This is a genomic window from Nocardiopsis codii (genome assembly GCF_036327455.1).
Lineage (GTDB): Bacteria > Actinomycetota > Actinomycetes > Streptosporangiales > Streptosporangiaceae > Nocardiopsis > Nocardiopsis codii.
In genome coordinates this window covers 133,600-149,237 of sequence record NZ_JAUZMY010000019.1, presented here as the reverse complement: position 1 = coordinate 149,237, position 15,638 = coordinate 133,600, and the positions used below count along the sequence as shown (strand labels likewise).

Sequence of the window (15,638 nt, the reverse complement as noted above, 5' to 3'; positions counted from 1 at the left end):
TTCCCGCTCCGGCCGCGCACAGCCGGACGGCGGACCCTCCCCGATCACCCCCCACCACCGGAACCTGAGAGGAAGAGGCACCGTGCTCGCACGCTCCCGAGCCCACACCGAACCCATCGACTGGGGCAACGGCACCAGCGCCAGGCTGCTCACCGCGGACGACAACCTCGGCTTCACCATCGCCCACACCGTCGTCAGGGCGGGCACCGTCTCCAAGCTCCAGTACCGCAACCACCTGGAGGCCTGCTACTGCATCGGCGGCAGCGGCGCCGTCGAGACCATGGACGGCAGTGTCAGGGTGCCTCTCACCACGGGCGTCCTCTACGCCCTGGACGAGCACGACGCCCACCTCCTCATCGCCAGCGACCACGAGGACCTCGAACTCGTCAGCGTGTTCAACCCGCCGCTCCAGGGACACGAGAGACACTCCCTGGACGCCTCCGACTACTCCTCCTACTGACATGGCGGCCCCGACGACGGCCGCCTCGGCCACCCCCGCCATCCCCGCCACCCCCGACGCCACCGGGACGACGACGTCACCGGACACCGGCGCGGTCACGCCCGCCCAGATCCGGAGGCGCCTCGAAGCGATCGCGCCGCGCCTCAACCAGGGACACCCCGAACGGGACCGCGCGGGCGCGTTCCCCCGACAGGCCTGGCGCGACCTGGCCTCCACCGGCCTCTTCGGCTCCTGCCTGCCCGCGGAGCACGGCGGCCACGGACACGGGGTCACCGACCTCATGCGCAGCGCCGAGACCCTGGGCAGGGTCAGCCGGGACGCCGGGCTGAACTTCAGCGCGGCCACCCACCTCGCCAGCACGGGCTTCGCCCTGACCCGGTTCGGCGGCCCAGGACTCCGCAGCCGTCACCTACCCGGCGTCGCCACAGGCGCGGCCGTCGGCTCCCACGCCATCACCGAACCGGACACGGGCTCGGACGTGCTCTCCATGTCCAGCACCGGCCGCGTGGACGGCGACGCGATCGTGCTCGACGGGCACAAGACCTACGTCACCAACGGGCCGGTCGCGGACCTGGCCGTCGTCTACGTGCGGACCGGCGACACACCCGGCCCGCTGGGCCTGACCGCCGTGCTCGTTCCCCGGGGAACGCCCGGCGCGGAGTTCGGGCCGCCCATCGAGAAGAACACCCTGAGGACCTCCCCCTTCGGAACGCTCCGGCTCACCGGGTGCCGCGTCCCCCGCGCCAACGTCGTCGGGGGGATCGGCACCGGCTTCCTCGTCCTGGACCACGTGATGACCTGGGAGATCCTCGTCTCCTTCGTGATCAACGTCGGGGAGATGCGGCACCGGCTCGACCGGGTGGTGGAGCGGGTGAGGACCCGGAGGCAGTTCGGGAACCCGCTCTCCCGTTTCCAGGGCGTGCAGAACTCCGTCGTGGACATGCACATCGCGATCGAGACCGCCCGACAGGCCCTCTACACCGCGGGCGAGGCCGTGGCGGCGGGCCGCAGGCCGACGGCGGAGACCGCGGTGGCGAAGATCCTCGCCAGCGAGGCCAACGTCAGGACCGCACAGGCCGCGGTCGAGCTCTTCGGAGGTTCGGGCGTGCTCACGGAGACCGGCCTGGAGATCGGTGTCCGGGACGCCCTGGGCGGACCCGTCTACTCCGGGACCAACGCGGTCCAACGGCAGAAGATCGCCAGGACCCTCGGCCTCTGAACGGCTCCGGACCCCGTGCCCACCGTCCACACCCCGAACGAACGGCGACCGCCATGACCGACACCCCCACACTGTCCGACGACACGCTCGCCCCGACCTACTTCCTGGACCACCAGGCCCCGGAGGTCCAGGAGTTCGTGGACCGGACCCTGCCCTCCCGAGACGCCCCGCCGGAGGAGCTGGCCGTCCGGCTCCACGACGCCGTCCGGGACCGGATCCGCTACGAGGTCTACGACGCCGACCTGACGAGGGAGGGCACCAGGGCCTCAGCGATCCTGCGGAGGGGAAAGGGCTTCTGCGTCCACAAGTCCATCGTCTACGCGGCGGCGAGCAGGGCCGTCGGGATACCGGCCCGCCTGGTCTACGGCGACGTGCGCAACCACCTCGCGTCCCAGCGCCTGCTCACCCTCATGGGGGGCGACCTCTTCACCTTCCACGCGCTCGTCTCGGTGCGGCCGGGTGAGCACTGGGTGCGGGCCACCCCGGTCTTCAACACGATGCTGTGCCGCCTCTACGGCATCAGACCCCTGGAGTTCGACGGGCGCAACGACAGCTACTACCACCCGTTCGACACCAAGGGCCGACGCCACATGGAGTTCGTGCGGTGGCGCGGCGAGTTCGACGACTTCCCGTACGAGACGGTCGTCGGCGGCATCGCCCGCAACCACCCCGGGCTCGTCGGCCCGGAGCTGCTCACCGTCGCCGGCTCCCTCGTGGCCGACGCCGACCGAGAGAAGGGAGAGTGACCATGGGACCGCAACCCGCAGTCGTCGTCTCGGAGGAGGTCCGTGCGGCGAGGGCCGACGGCCTGCCCGTCGTCGCGCTGGAGACCTCGGTGGTCACCGGCGGGCGCTACCCGGACAACCTGGAGACCGCGCTGGCCGTGGACGCGGCGGCGCGCGAGGAAGGCGCCGTGCCCGCACGCGTCGCCGTCATCGACGGGCGGTTCAGGGTCGGTGTCGAGGACGCGGAGCTGGAACGGCTCGCGGCCGGCCCGGTGGACGGCAAGCTCAGCACCCGGGACCTCGCGCACGCCCTGCACGGCGGGCTGACCGGCGGTACGACGGTGTCCTCCAGCCTGATCGCCACCGTCGCGGCGGGCGTCTCGGTGTTCGCGGTCGCCGGTATCGGCGGGGTCCACCGGGGCGCCGAGACCTCCTTCGACGTCTCGACCGACCTGGACCAGTTCACCAGGTCGCCCGTCGCCGTCGTCTGCGCGGGCGCCAAGTCCCTGCTCGACCCCGGGTTGACCCTCGAATACCTGGAGACCGTCGGTGTACCGGTCATCGGCTACCGCTCAGACGACTTCCCCGGTTACTACACCAGGAGCACCGGCCACCGCGTCCCCCACCGCCTCGACCGGCTGGAGGACGTCGTCGGCGTCATGCACCGCCACTGGGGCCTGGTCGCCGGGTCCTCGGTCCTGGTCACCCACCCCATCGCCGAGGAGTGGAGCCTCGACGCCGACCTCCTCGACCGGCTCGTGGAGGAGGCGCTGGCCGAGGCCCGGCGCGAGGGCGCCTCCGGGGCGGGGCTGACCCCGTTCGTCCTGTCCGCGATCTCGAAGGCGACCGACGGGCGCAGCGGCGCGGTCAACCGCGCCGTGCTGCTGTCCACGACCCGCCTCGCGGCCCGACTGGCCGTGGCCGAGGCCGAGGTCCTGGGCGCGGCTTCCGACGGCCCGTCCGTGCGGGCCGGGGCGGCCCCGGCCGGGGCGGTGGCGCCGTGACCGCCGCGCGCGCGGTGCTCCTCGACCTCGACGGCACCCTGGTCGACACGCCCTCGGCGATCCTCGCCGGCTTCCGCGCCGCGTGCTCCCCCCACGGCGCGGTACCGCTGCCGGACGACGCCCGCTCGCTCATCGGCCGGCCCCTCGACGACATCTTCCCCGTGCTCCTCCCCGGGCTCGGCCCGGCGGTGTGGGAAGAGGCCAAGGGCGTCTTCCGGGCGGCGTTCGCCCAGCACACCCTGTCCGTCGCCGAGAGCCTCGTCTTCCCGGGGGTGCCGGCACTCCTGGAGGACCTGGCGGCCGGGGGAGCGTCCCTGGCCGTCGTCACGAGCAAGGTCACCGCGAGCGCGCGGGAACTGCTCGACGCCAGCGGACTCTCTCCCCTCGTAGGCCTGGTCGTCGGCCACGACCAGGCCGAACGCGGCAAACCGGCCCCGGACCCCGCGCTCCTCGCCGCGAGCCTTCTCGGCCTGCGCCCGGACGAGTGCGTGGTCGTGGGCGACTCCACCGACGACGTGGCCATGGCCGTCGCCGCCGGGGCGCCCGCCATCGGCGTCACCTGGGGCGTCGGCGGCCGGGAGGCCCTGCGTGAGGCGGGGGCCGCCGCCGTCGCGGACACCGTCTCCGACCTCGTCACGCTCCTGCGCGACCTGACACCGACCACCGCCAAGGAAGCAACCCGATGACCTCCACACTCAACAGGGCGGGCAGCGCCGGCACGATCGGGGCACTGTCCGTCGTGTGCCTGGCCCAGTTCCTCATCGCCCTGGACTACTCGATCATCTACGTCGCCCTGCCGAGCATCGGCGGCGAACTCTCCCTCTCGGCCTCCCTGCTCCAGTGGGTGGTCAGCGCCTACGCCGTCCTCTTCGCGGGGCTCCTGCTCGTGGGGGGACGGGTCTCCGACCGCTTCGGGGCCAAGCGGACCTTCCTGGTCGCCGTCGTCGTGTTCGGTCTGGCCAGCGCGCTCGGCGGGTTCGCCCAGGACGGCGCCGCCCTGCTCGCCGCTCGCGGTGTGCAGGGCCTCGCCGCGGCGTTCCTGCAACCGGCGATCCTCGGCCTCATCAGCGCCACCTTCGCGTCCGGCACCGCCCGTTCGCGGGCGCTCGCCCTCTGGGGGGCCGTCGGGGCGTCCGGGCTGGCCGCGGGCGTCGTCCTCGGCGGAGTCCTCACGGCGCTGTCATGGCGGTGGACGTTCCTCATCAACGTCCCGCTCACCCTCCTCGCCGCGGTCGGCGGCCTCCTGTGGCTCGCCGCGGGCGTGCGGGCGCGGTCGGGGGAGCGCGTGCCCCTGACCGCCGCCGTCCTCGGCACCGGCGCGCTGCTGGCCTTCGTCGTCAGCCTGACCCTGGTCGCCGACCCCGCCGCGTCGTCCGCACTGGTCGGAGGGGCGTTCCTCGTCGCCGCCCTGCTGGTCATCGGTTTCCTCGTGAACGAGGCCAGGTCGCAGAACGTCATGGTGGACAGGTCGCTGCGCGGCGACCGCTCCCTCAAGGTCGGCATCGTGGCCACCTACCTGTACATGGCCAGTGTGGGCTCCGAGTTCTACCTGGTCACCCTGCTCCTCCAGGAACTGGAGAACTTCAGCCCCCTCTGGGCCGGACTGGGCTTCCTCCCCCTGGCGGCCCTGGTGACCCTCGGGAACATGGCCGCGGGCCGGGCCGTGGAGCGCATCGGCGCCGAGACGACCCTGACTCTCGGATTCCTCATCAGCGCGGCGGGCCTGGCCCTCCTGGCCGTTCTGCTCGGCTCCGGGCCCTACGCCACGCACCTGCTGCCGGGTCTGCTCCTGAGCGGGTTCGGCCACGGCGTCATCTACACCTCGATGTTCGTGATCGGGACCAGGGACGTGCCGGAGGGGCACCAGGGCAGCGCCGGGGCCCTGATGACCACCTCCCAGTACCTGTCGGCCGCGGTCACGGTCGCGCTCCTGACGATCGTGCTGGGGCCGGTCCCCGAGGCCGGGGAGTTCCGCTGGGCGTTCCTGGTGACCACGGGCTTCGCGGTGGCGGGCGCGCTGCTCGCCCCGCTGGCGCTGCGCCGTCGGGCGCGGGCGCAGGGCGGGGAGGAGGTGTCCTGATGCGTTCTCCGGCACCGGCTCCCACCTCGGAGTGGGGGGTCAGGCTCGGAATCCTGGTCATCCACAACGATCCGGTCCCCGAGGTCGAGATGTGGCGGACAGCGGCCCCCGGGGTGACCGTCCACACCGCGCGGTTCCAGACCCCCAGACCCTTCGGCACGGAGTTCACCGGCGTCGAGCTGGCCGCGCTCTTCGAGACGACCGGGCTCGGCACGGCGGTCGCGCAGCTGGGGGACCTCGGAGTCGACGCGGTCGGCTACTGCTTCACCAGCAGCAGCGTGTTCGGGGGCCCCGCGTTCGACGAGGGGTTCGCGCGACGTGCGGGCGAACTGGCGGGAGGCGTCCCCGTCGTCACCGCGGGCACGGGTATCAGGGAGGAGCTGGCCGCGCGGGAGGTGTCGGAGGTCGCCGTCGTCGCCCCGCCCTGGTTCACCGAGCCGACCCTGGACGCCCTGAGCCGCTACCTGGGGGGCGGGTCCGTCCGGGTGCGGCAGGTCATCCGGTTCGAACTGCCGGGGGAGTGGGACGGGATCGACCGTCCCGACCTCTTCGACCGGGGAGCGCGCTACGCGGTGGACCAGGACGAGCTCGTGCGCCAGGTGGAGAGGCGGATCGAGCCGGGTGCGGACGCGCTCCTGGTGCCGGGGAGCGGGTTCAGCAGCCTGGTGGCCGCCGGGCGCCTCGGCGACTCCCTGGGGATCGGGGTGGTCACCGCCAACGCGGCGCTCCTCAGCGCGCTGGAGCGCAGGGCCGCCGGGGTGGGAGGAGCCCTGGAAGCGGGGCGGACCGTGTCCGGGCGCTGACGGCCGGGCCAGACCCGGGCCCGGGTGCCGGAGGAGCATCCGGGCCCGGGCCGGCGGCCTCGGCGGCGCCCCGTCGCCGCCGCCGGCTCCCCGGCGCCGGTTCCGTCAGAGGAAGACGCGACCGCGCCGGGTGCGATCCCGGAGCGCCGCCATCCGCCGTGTGTTGCTGGGGCGGCGGGTCAGCAGGTGGTACAGCAGCAGGGAGCAGCCCCGGTCGGTACGCGCCCGGTCCGCCATCTCGCCCATGTTCACCCGGCTGTACAGGTGCGCGCCCCCCGCGAGGATCCTGACGGCGTGCGCCCCCTCGGGGAACCGGGCGTAGGCGTGGTCGTCGGCCGTGTACTCCATGGCGCGGGACAGCGCCGAGCCCAGCCCCGGGACGAGGTCCGCGCCGATCGTCGCCATCCGCCGCCAGAAACCGGTGTGCCCCGCCACCACGTGGCCGAGCTGGTGGGCGACCAGGAACGCCAGCGCCTCCGGGTCCCGCAGCCTCCCCCCGGCGTCGAACAGGTCCGCCGACAGCACCAGGTAGCGGCGCAGCCCGTGGCCCGACGCATCCGTTCCGCAGCGCCACCGGCCGAGCCGGACGTACGCCTCCGGAGGCCTCGACAACCCCATGTCGGCCGCCAGCGACACCACCATCCGGTACGCCTCGGGGAACTGCGTGGGTGAGATCTTGACCGACTCCGCGCGGTGCCGGGCGTACACCAGCCCCCGCACCGCCCAGCACACCGCGGGCACCACCGCCAGGGCGGCGATCGCACAGGTCCACGACCCCGTCACCGCGTACACCGTGCGGGCGAGTACGGCGGCCATCAGCAGGGTCACGGCCGCGCACGCCACGAGCAGGGGCCCCTCCCACGGGTGCGCGGGCGTCGGCACGAGCTCCTCGTCCCCGTCGCACCCGTACAGGTCGGCACGGGCGAACACCGGGGGCGGGAACAGCACCTCCTCCCCGGAGACCGTGGAGCAGCCGGGGACGTCGGGGTCCGGCCAGGCGGTGGTACGGCTCTCCGGGGACGTGGGGTGGAACATCCTGCCTACCCTCGGGACAAGGCCAGTGTGACAGCAGGGCATGACTACTCCCTGTGTTCAAATATTACTTTCCGCTGCCCTGGGTATTGGGTTTTGTGCGCTACGGCGTGTTCGGAAGAGGCGGGCCGTTAGGTCGTGTTTTTTGCATCCTTCCGGGCTCGCGTCCGCCAGGCTTCCTCTCGCCGCGCCTCTGCGCTCGTGAAGCACAACCAGGCTGAACGTCGCACATCGTCTTGCGAGAGATCGCCCGGACGGCCGCTCGCCGACCCGGAAATCTCCTGAAAAACACTCCCGTGGGTTCCTGCCGGTGAAGCCGTGGACGCGCCCGCCCCGGGCAGGGTGCGACCCGGCCCCCGAACCCCTCCCGCGCGTCCTGACCTGCGCGGTCGTCCTGCACTGCGGGTGCGGGCCCGCGTCCCCGGTGCCGGGCCTCCGACCGACGACGGGCCCCCGGACCCGCGTGGACCGCCCCGCACCCCGTGGACCGCTCCGCGCTCGGGGCGGTCCGACCACGGACGGGGCCCGGCGCGCTCTGCCACCCCTGCCGCCGGGCCGCGCCGTCCGCAACCGCCGACTACTGCTGCTCGTAGCGGCGCAGCTCCTCCGCGAGGACGTCCAGGAACCGGTCGACCTGGGCCGGGTCGTACCCCGGGCGCGCCCGGGTGGTGGCGAACTGGATCCGCTCCACCTCCGCCGCGGTGAGGGTCGCCCGGTCGGGACGGCCGTGCTGGAGAACGTCGAGCGTGAACTCGGCGCGGTCGAGGAAGTCGTCGACCTCCTGCTCGTTGTAGCCCGTGGTCAACCGGGTCGTCGCGAACTCCTGATCCCGGATGTCCTCCGGAGTCATCCCGAACCGCTGGGGCGGACGCGTCGGCCCGGACGCGTCGGGGGGCGCGTACCGCCGACCCTCCTGCGGGTGCTGCTGTCCGGTCTCCTGGTGCCGTGACGGCCCGGGGCCGTCCTCCTGACCGGGCCGCGGCGGCAGCGGGGGCGACGTCAGGCTCCCGAACCGGCCGAGACCGCGCCCGGCCAGGTCGGCGACCACGACGTCGAGGAAGTCGTCGACCTCGTCCTCGCGGTAGCCGGGGCTCAGTCTCGTGGTGCGGAACCGTGAGTTGCGCACCTCGTCGGCCGTGATGAGCGGACCGGTGCGCGGACCCCCCTCCAGGGCGACGAGCGTCGCCTCGATCCGGTCGAGGAGGGCGTCGACGTCCTCCTCGTTGTAACCCGGGCGCAGACGCACCGTGTGGAACTTCTTTTCGCGGATGTCCGCCGGTGTCAGAGGCATGGTCCCCATTGTGCAGTTCAGGAGGTTCTCGTGGCGGTTATCCCCGACTCGCGCGTGATTCCGCGTCGGAGAGCAGATCGACGAGGTGGTGGAGGACGTCCTGGACCTGCGTGCGGTCGTATCCGCGCAGTGCCAGGTCCAGCCGGGCCTGCCCCAGCTCCGCCGCACTGATCGGCGCCGGCGGCTCCTCCTCGGTCGCCCGCGGGAACGGGAAGGGGGCGTCGGAGTGGAGGGGCGAGCCCGTGAGCACGGCCAGCGTGGAGGCCGTCCGGTGGAGGAGGTCGTCGACCTGGGCGCGGTTGAAGCCGCGCAGGACCACGTCGAACACGGGGAAGGCCGGCAGGGGCGGCGGGGGCTCGGGGGAGGTCATGCACGCATTATGCCGAGGGAGGGCTGCGCCCGCCATACGCACGGGCGTAGTGGCCGGGTGCGGACGTTCGTGCCCGGTGTCACCGGCGCATGAGGTAGGCGGCCATTCCCTGGGCGATGGAGTCGGCGGCGCGTTCCCGCCACTCGGGGTCGGACAGGAGTGCGGCGTCCTCGGGGTTGCGCATGTTGCCCGCCTCCAGGAACACCTTGGGCACCGTGGACATGTTCAGCCCGCCCAGGTCGGTGCGCTCGTCCAGGCCCTCGTCGGCGAGGTAGTCGGCGTAGGGGATGTCGCTCCCCTCCAGGTACGCGCGGCGGATGTCCTCGGCGAGCAGCTGGGAGGGCTCCACGATGTCCTCGGTGAACCCGTCGACCTCACCGGGCATGATCACGTGGAAGCCGCGCCCGGACTCGGGTCCGCCGTCGGCGTGGATGGACAGGGCGGCGTCGGCCTCCGCCTCGTTGCCGATCCCGGCCCGCTCGTCGATGCACGGGCCCACGCCGTCGTTGTCCTCGCGTGTGAGGAGCACGGTGGCGCCGTCGGCCTCCAGCCGCTCCTTGACCAGGAGCGACAGCTCCCAGTTGAACTCGTGCTCCGGGTACCCGTCGTCGGTCTCCGCGCCGACGGTGTCGCAGGCCTTCTCGGCCGGTCCCGCGGGGACGAGCTCGTTGATCTCGCTCGCGGCGGAGGCGTTGCCGCCGTTGTGGCCGGGGTCGATGACGACGACGCGGGTGCCGAGAGGGCCCTCGCCGACGGGTGGGTCGCCGTCACCGTCGGGTGCGGTGTCGCGGTCGTCGGCGGGGGAGCTGTCGCCGTCCTGCGGGCCGGGGAGCGGGGGCGCCGCCGTGGGGGCGCTGCCGGAGGACCCTCCGGGCAGGGCCGCGCATGCGGCGGTGAGGAGGAGGGCGAGGGACGTCAGAGACAGGGCGCGGGTGGCGCGGCTCCGGGGTCCTGGCGGTGCGGAGACGGGCATGCCCACAACCTAGCCGCTCGCGACACCCGGAACATCACGTCCCATTCCCGCACGAAGGGTGCGCGTGAGGGGTGGAAGTGCGAAAAAAGGGGATGTGTCGCCCGTCACGGCGTGCCGTTTCGAGGGTGTCCCGCGCGTGTGGCCGAGGGCCTCCCCCGGGGACGCGCCTCTTCATAAGACGCCCGTTCCGTGCCGAGGTTTACACCGTTAGGAAAACTTCCTCAAAAGAATTGCTTCCTCGCTCAGTGTAACTTCACATCTTCATCGTGATCTGTTCGTGATGGGATGTCGGGCGATTCTCCTGTTTCGTCCGTTGTAAGGTTCGAGTGAGGAAATGGGAAGCTACTCCGACGCGGTTCCGCAGGCCCCTCGTTCTGTGGTCGCGACCGCGTTTTCCCCGTTTTCGCAGGTAGGGGGCTTCTGTATGCCCCCGCCATCCCCCATCCGACCCTGGTTCGTGTTCCGCGCCCCGAAAACCCCGCTGTCGGCGGTGGTCCGCGCAGCCAGGCCGGTCCGAGGTTTCTCGGACTGTGGTGATCCGAATGAGGATTGACTTGAAGAACACTCGCGTAACCGCGCGCCGCATTCTCCAGGGCGGCGCCGCCTTTGCCGCGCTGGGTGCGCTCGGTGTGGCCACGGCCCTTCCCGCCGCCGCCGACACCCAGACCGTGGGCTGGGCCCACGCCAATGTCGCCGACGGGTACGGCATCGCGGAGACCTACATCACTCCGCAGGGCGAGTCGGACAGCGACTCCAGCGGCTACTCCGGCGCCCTCGACGAGTACTTCAGCATCGAGGCCTCCACCTCGGCCGCGGTCGACGGGAACGGTGCGACCTCCACCACCACGGTGGCCAGTGCCAGCATCCGGCTCACCGCCGCCGACGTCGAGGAGATCATCGCCGAGGCCCAGGACGAGGAGGACGGCGCAGAGTCGGACGAGGAGCCGTCCGACGCTCCGTCCGACGAGCCCGCCGAGGAGGAGACCGACGCCGAGGAGGAGACCCCCGCTCCCGGAGACGGCGGGGGTGAGGGCGACGGAACCGTCGAGACCCCGCCCGCCCCCGAGCTGACCGACCCGCCGGCCGAGCCCACCGACACCCCCGACGCCGACGCGGGCGACACCTCCGCGGACGACGCGGTCGCTCCGCTCGTCGAGCTGGGCGAGGACGACATCGACCTCTCCTCCGCCGGTGACGAGATCGTCCTGTCCGCCACGATCTCGGGTGCGAGCGTCACGACGACCCAGTCCTGGAACGGCGCCGTCACCCACTCGGTCGACCCGGGCAGCGTCAGCTACGAGGTCAACGAGCTCGACGCCGTGATCGGCGCCCCGTACCAGGAGCAGGGCACCTACACCTCGGACGACGCGGGCTTCGACTGGGACGACGCCTACACCGCACTCCTCGTGGACATCACCGTCCCCGGTGAGTTCGAGGGCGGCTACGTCCTGGGCGTCACCTACGCCAGCGTCGGTGTCACGGGCGAGGACCCGGGCAACGGCGGCGGCGACAACGGCGGTGACGACGGCGGCGACGGCGGCGACGACCGGACCCCGCCGTCCCGCGACGCCGCCGAGCTGCCCAAGCCGGAGCCGAAGCCGACCGAGGCCCTGGCCACGACCGGCAGCCCGCTCGCCGGGCTGATCGCGGCCGGTGCCGCGATCGCCGCCGGCGGTGGCGCGGCCGCGTACCTCGCGCGTCGCAAGAAGAACGCCGCCGACGCCTCCGCCGAGAGCAGCGAGGGCTAGGTCGTGTTTTTGCATCCTTCCGGGCTCGCGTCCGCCATGCTTCCTCTCGCTGCGCCTCTGCGCTCGTGAAGCACAACCAGGCTGAACCTCGCACATCGTCTTGCGAGAGATTGCCTGGACGGCCGCTCGCCGACCCGGAAGCCTCCTGAAAAACACTTCCTGGACGGAGCACCGCTCGGCCTCGGGCCGGGTGTGCTGACAGGGCCCCGGGGGACGCGTCCCCCGGGGCCCTTCCGTGTGCCCGTTCCGCCGGAGGCCGAGGTGCGCTGCGGGGCGGACGCTCCCGGAACTTCTCCGACACGCGTTCCGTTATCTGATGGTCAATGGATATTTGTCGTTCGATAGTCGAACGTAGGACGGTTTCCGTTTTGTGATCCACCGGTTAGGCTCGCCCTACGGGCGCCTCACGCGCGCCACGCGTCGGAGTTCCTTCCCGGGGCGGGAAGGCCCCTCTCCCGCCGTCCCGCACACCGAGACCGGGCCCCTCCGGGCCGGTCCGGCGAATCCTGTGACCGTGAGCGGAGACGCAGGCCGGTCCCGCGCGGCCGGACATCCCCCAGATACAACAGGAGTGTTGTGGTGACTCCCGCCAAGCCGAACGCCCGCCGACTCGTCGGCGCGGGCGTCCTGTTCGCCGCGCTCGGGGCGATCGGTCCCGCGTCCGCGCTCCCCGCCTCCGCCTCCACCACCCCCATGGTCTGGGGGAACGCCCAGGCCTGGGTGGCGGACGGCGACGTCGTCACCGGATACTCCACCGCCGTCAGCTTCGGCGGCGAGACCGAGGCCAGCGACACCGCCGACGACCTCTTCGGTCCGATGGCCGCCTACATGGAGATCGACGGGGAGAGCCACACGCTCGTCGACGACGAGGGCGCCCGCGCCGCGGCCACGGTCGACACCGCCACCTTCCGTATGGGCGTCGCCGACCTCGCCGCCCACGGGATGGTCGACGTCCCGCCGGGGGTCGAACTGGACGAGCCCTCCGAGGAACCGCGGGAGGAGCCGTCCCCGGAGGACAGCACCCCCCTCCAGGACGACCCGAGCTCCGACGCCACGGGCGAGGAGCGCGTGCCCGGCGGCGCCGAAGAGGAGGGCGGGCAGCCCCCGGAGTCGGAGAAGAGCCCGGAGGCGCCCGGAGACCGGCCCGGAGAGGCGCCGGAGCCGTCCCCGAGCGAGGAGGACGAAGTGGTCGTCCTGGACGAGACCAACTCCGACACGGTCGCCGCCGACGACAACGCCGTGGAGTTCACCCTCGCCGACGTGGCCACCACGGCGGGCTCCGGATACGCCGGCTCGACCGAGGCGTCGTTCGAGCACGGCGACCTGACCGCGTTCGGCGTCCCCGTGGGACCTGTGGGCACGGACGGGGTCGTCGTGGAGGACGTCCTGGAACTGTTCGACGAGAAGGGCGACGTGGCCCTGTCGGTGCCCGTGAGCGTGCGCTTCGTCGCCAACGAGACGACCTTCGAGGACGAGGACGCCGACTGGGACGGCAAGGGCATCCGCAGCTGGATGACCGCGTGGGTCCAGGTGGGCGACCCCGAGGAGGAGCAGGGGTTCGCGGTGGACTTCGCCGACTCCTGGGCACTCGGCTCCACCTACGCGGCGAGCGCGCCGCCCGTCCCCGGTGACAAGGGCGAGGCCGCCGGGGAGGACACGGCGGCCAGGCCGGACAACCGCCTGGCGACCACCGGCAGCTCACTGGCCGGACTGATCACCGCCGCCGTGGTGGCGGTGGGAGGCGGTGCCGCCGCGACCTTCCTCGCACGCAAGCGCACCACCGCGATGGACGACCAGATCGGGGACTGAGCCCCGCCGGCCACGCGCCCTCGCCCTTCGCACCGCCGCCGTCCGGCCCCGTACCCCGGGGGCGGGCGGCGGCGGTGCGCTCGTTCCCTTGCGCACCACCGTTGGATAACGAATCCATAACTCCCGCGAGGGCCTGTCCCGCCTGGTGCGCGGCCCCGCCCCCCTCGTCCGGTGATCCACGCTTTCGCAGGTCAGGGTCGAATGTGAACAGCGTGTTCACGTTTGCCGGGCGATCGCGGGGCCGGATACAACGGGTCAGCCGCACGGACCGACTCCGGTCAGGCCGGAATCCGCGCGGCGTCTGGACCGAAGGGGAAGCGATGACCGTACTGGTGACCGGCGCGACGGGGAACGTGGGCAGGCTCGTGGTCCGCCGACTGCACGACGCGGGCGTCGGGGTCCGCGCGATGACCCGGGCGTCCCGGCGCCCGGACGTGCCCCCGGCGGTCGAGGTGGTCCACGGCGACCTCGCCTCCCCCGACACCCTCACCGACGCCCTGCGCGGCGTCGACCGGCTCTACCTCTTCCCCGTGCCGGGGACCGCATCCGAGGTGGTCGGGCGTGCCGTGGAGGCCGGGGTGCGCCGCATCGTCACCCTCTCCTCCGGGGCCGTCACGGGCGGGTACGACACCGACTTCCACCTGCCCGTCGAACAGGCCGTGGAGAGCTCCGGGGCCGAGTGGACACACGTCCGCCCCGGCGAGTTCGCGCTCAACAAGCTGTGGCTCTGGGGGCCGTCCATCCGCACCGGGAACGTCGTCCGCGACCCCCACCCGGAGGCGGCCTGGTACCCCACGCACGAGGCCGACATCGCCGACGTCGCGGTGGAGGCCCTCACCGGGGACGGCCACGCCGGCGCGGCCCACACCTTCGGCGGGCCCGAGCTGATCAGCCACCGCGAGCAGGTCGAGGCGATCTCCCGGGCCCTCGGCCGCGAGATCCGCTTCGAGACGGTGAGCCCGGAGGAGGCGCGCGAGCACTACCGCGCGCAGGGCGGGTTCGCCGCGGACAACGCCGACATGCTGCTGGGCTTCACGGACTACTCCGGGGGTGAGGCCGACGCCGACACCTGGGCCGAGGAGGCCGGGGCGGCCGTTCCTGACGGCGCTCCCGCGACCGCGGGCGACATCACCGGGCGGCCCGCCCGCACCTTCGCAGAGTGGGCGCGGGACCACGCCGACGACTTCCGCTGAGCGCGGGCCAGGGGCGGGGCCGGGAGCCGGTGGGGGTGTCCGGAGCCGGACGGGGCGGGCAGGGCCGGGGCCCGGAGCAACGGGGGGCGGGGCGGCGCATGCGGTGCCCCTGCGGACCGTACCGGAGGGCAGCACGGTGTCGGTGGACCCTGGGGGCCCCTGTCTTCCGGACAACCCTGCCCTGGTCGGCGGCGCCGGTGCTGTCCACATCCTGTGGACGGTTTTCGTGCGCTCGACGGAGGGGCGGGTGCTCATGTGCGGAGAGTGACGGAGGGGAGGTGGTCCCCCATCCGCTCAGGGGCGGCGCAGAGGCCTCGGCGGGCCCGGAGCGGATGGGGGTGAGGAAGACAGGTGGGGCGGGTCTCCTTCTCAGGAGGCCCGCCCCACGAATCGTGTCAGCCTCTGCGTCTAGCCGGTGCGCGGTGGCCGTTCCCCCCGGAATCGGCACAGACCGGGGAGATCACTCCGTGCGCTGGCTGGGGATTCCGGCCAGCAGGGCACGGACCTCGGTCTCGCGGTAGCGACGGTGTCCACCCAAGGTGCGGATCGAGGTCAGCTTGCCCGCCTTGGCCCAGCGCGTCACGGTCTTGGGGTCTACGCGGAACATGGTGGCAACCTCGGCGGGGGTCAACAGGGGCTCCGCCTCGGGCGTGCGAGTAGACATGTGTACGGCCTCTCCTCCTGGATCTGTGTGCCGATCCTTGAGACTTAATCCTGGCACTTGGCCCGGATGTCCAATATTTGCACTACGTCTATATTGGCATCACCCGAGGTGATTGCGCGACCACTCCAAGCAACTTTGCACGTGGGAGGCCAAAGAAAGCCGCCCGTGGCCGCGTCACGCTAAGTGATTCTAGCGACACGTTTAGTGGCATGTGGCGTATTCGGTCAAAACTTCGTTCTCCGGCCTCGTTTTTCTCTATCCGGAGTG

Annotated in this window: 15 protein-coding genes; 10 read left to right on the top strand and 5 right to left on the bottom strand. The window is 72.4% G+C overall.

All coding sequences use genetic code 11. The features are described 5' to 3' along the window. The 7 genes from Q8791_RS19640 to Q8791_RS19610 all read left to right on the top strand — a co-directional run. A partial coding sequence (locus Q8791_RS19640; RefSeq protein ID WP_330093205.1) for an ectoine synthase occupies positions 1-460 on the top strand: 460 nt, incomplete at its 5' end. 1 nt (position 461) lies between these two features. Continuing rightward, positions 462-1,679: an acyl-CoA dehydrogenase family protein gene (locus Q8791_RS19635; protein ID WP_330093204.1), complete on the top strand. Its 1,218-nt coding sequence runs from the start codon at positions 462-464 to the stop codon at positions 1,677-1,679. 53 nt (positions 1,680-1,732) lie between these two features. After that, positions 1,733-2,425 (top strand): transglutaminase-like domain-containing protein, encoded by a 693-nt coding sequence (locus Q8791_RS19630; RefSeq protein ID WP_330093203.1) that lies wholly within the window; start codon positions 1,733-1,735, stop codon positions 2,423-2,425. Between the two features lie 2 nt (positions 2,426-2,427). Continuing rightward, positions 2,428-3,408: a pseudouridine-5'-phosphate glycosidase gene (locus tag Q8791_RS19625; protein ID WP_330093202.1), complete on the top strand. Its 981-nt coding sequence runs from the start codon at positions 2,428-2,430 to the stop codon at positions 3,406-3,408. Next, on the top strand, positions 3,405-4,094 hold the full coding sequence (locus Q8791_RS19620) for an HAD family hydrolase (protein ID WP_330093201.1): 690 nt from the start codon (positions 3,405-3,407) through the stop codon (positions 4,092-4,094). Before Q8791_RS19625 ends, Q8791_RS19620 begins: the two co-directional genes overlap by 4 nt. Then, complete coding sequence (locus Q8791_RS19615) at positions 4,091-5,488, top strand: MFS transporter (RefSeq protein ID WP_330093200.1); 1,398 nt, start codon at positions 4,091-4,093, stop codon at positions 5,486-5,488. The genes Q8791_RS19620 and Q8791_RS19615 overlap by 4 nt, the downstream gene beginning before the upstream one ends. Then, entirely contained in the window at positions 5,488-6,291 is an 804-nt protein-coding gene (locus Q8791_RS19610) for an aspartate racemase/maleate isomerase family protein (protein ID WP_330093199.1), read from the top strand. Before Q8791_RS19615 ends, Q8791_RS19610 begins: the two co-directional genes overlap by 1 nt. A 105-nt stretch (positions 6,292-6,396) precedes the next feature. Here Q8791_RS19610 and Q8791_RS19605 read toward each other — a convergent pair whose 3' ends face one another. From Q8791_RS19605 to Q8791_RS19590, 4 genes are all read right to left on the bottom strand, one after another. Beyond that, on the bottom strand, positions 6,397-7,326 hold the full coding sequence (locus Q8791_RS19605) for a M48 family metallopeptidase (protein WP_330093198.1): 930 nt from the start codon (positions 7,324-7,326) through the stop codon (positions 6,397-6,399). A 574-nt stretch (positions 7,327-7,900) separates the two neighbouring features. Then, positions 7,901-8,623: a DivIVA domain-containing protein gene (locus Q8791_RS19600; protein WP_330093197.1), complete on the bottom strand. Its 723-nt coding sequence runs from the start codon at positions 8,621-8,623 to the stop codon at positions 7,901-7,903. Positions 8,624-8,651: 28 nt separating this feature from the next. Beyond that, on the bottom strand, positions 8,652-8,984 hold the full coding sequence (locus tag Q8791_RS19595) for a hypothetical protein (protein ID WP_330093196.1): 333 nt from the start codon (positions 8,982-8,984) through the stop codon (positions 8,652-8,654). 79 nt (positions 8,985-9,063) lie between these two features. Further along, entirely contained in the window at positions 9,064-9,957 is an 894-nt protein-coding gene (locus tag Q8791_RS19590; protein ID WP_330093195.1) for an N-acetylmuramoyl-L-alanine amidase, read from the bottom strand. 554 nt (positions 9,958-10,511) lie between these two features. On the opposite strand from Q8791_RS19590, the gene Q8791_RS19585 reads away from it, so the two are divergent. The 3 genes from Q8791_RS19585 (at position 10,512) to Q8791_RS19575 (ending at position 14,707) form a co-directional block, all read left to right on the top strand. Next, positions 10,512-11,705 (top strand): cell wall protein, encoded by a 1,194-nt coding sequence (locus Q8791_RS19585; RefSeq protein ID WP_330093194.1) that lies wholly within the window; start codon positions 10,512-10,514, stop codon positions 11,703-11,705. 579 nt (positions 11,706-12,284) lie between these two features. Continuing rightward, positions 12,285-13,514, top strand: coding sequence for a hypothetical protein (locus tag Q8791_RS19580; protein ID WP_330093193.1), 1,230 nt, complete (start codon positions 12,285-12,287; stop codon positions 13,512-13,514). A gap of 320 nt (positions 13,515-13,834) precedes the next feature. Beyond that, positions 13,835-14,707, top strand: coding sequence for an NAD(P)H-binding protein (locus Q8791_RS19575; RefSeq protein WP_330093192.1), 873 nt, complete (start codon positions 13,835-13,837; stop codon positions 14,705-14,707). A 460-nt stretch (positions 14,708-15,167) separates the two neighbouring features. Here the strand turns inward: Q8791_RS19575 and bldC are convergent, their stop codons facing one another. Next, on the bottom strand, positions 15,168-15,371 hold the full coding sequence (gene bldC, locus Q8791_RS19570) for a developmental transcriptional regulator BldC (RefSeq protein ID WP_013155387.1): 204 nt from the start codon (positions 15,369-15,371) through the stop codon (positions 15,168-15,170). Positions 15,372-15,638: the final 267 nt, after the last annotated feature.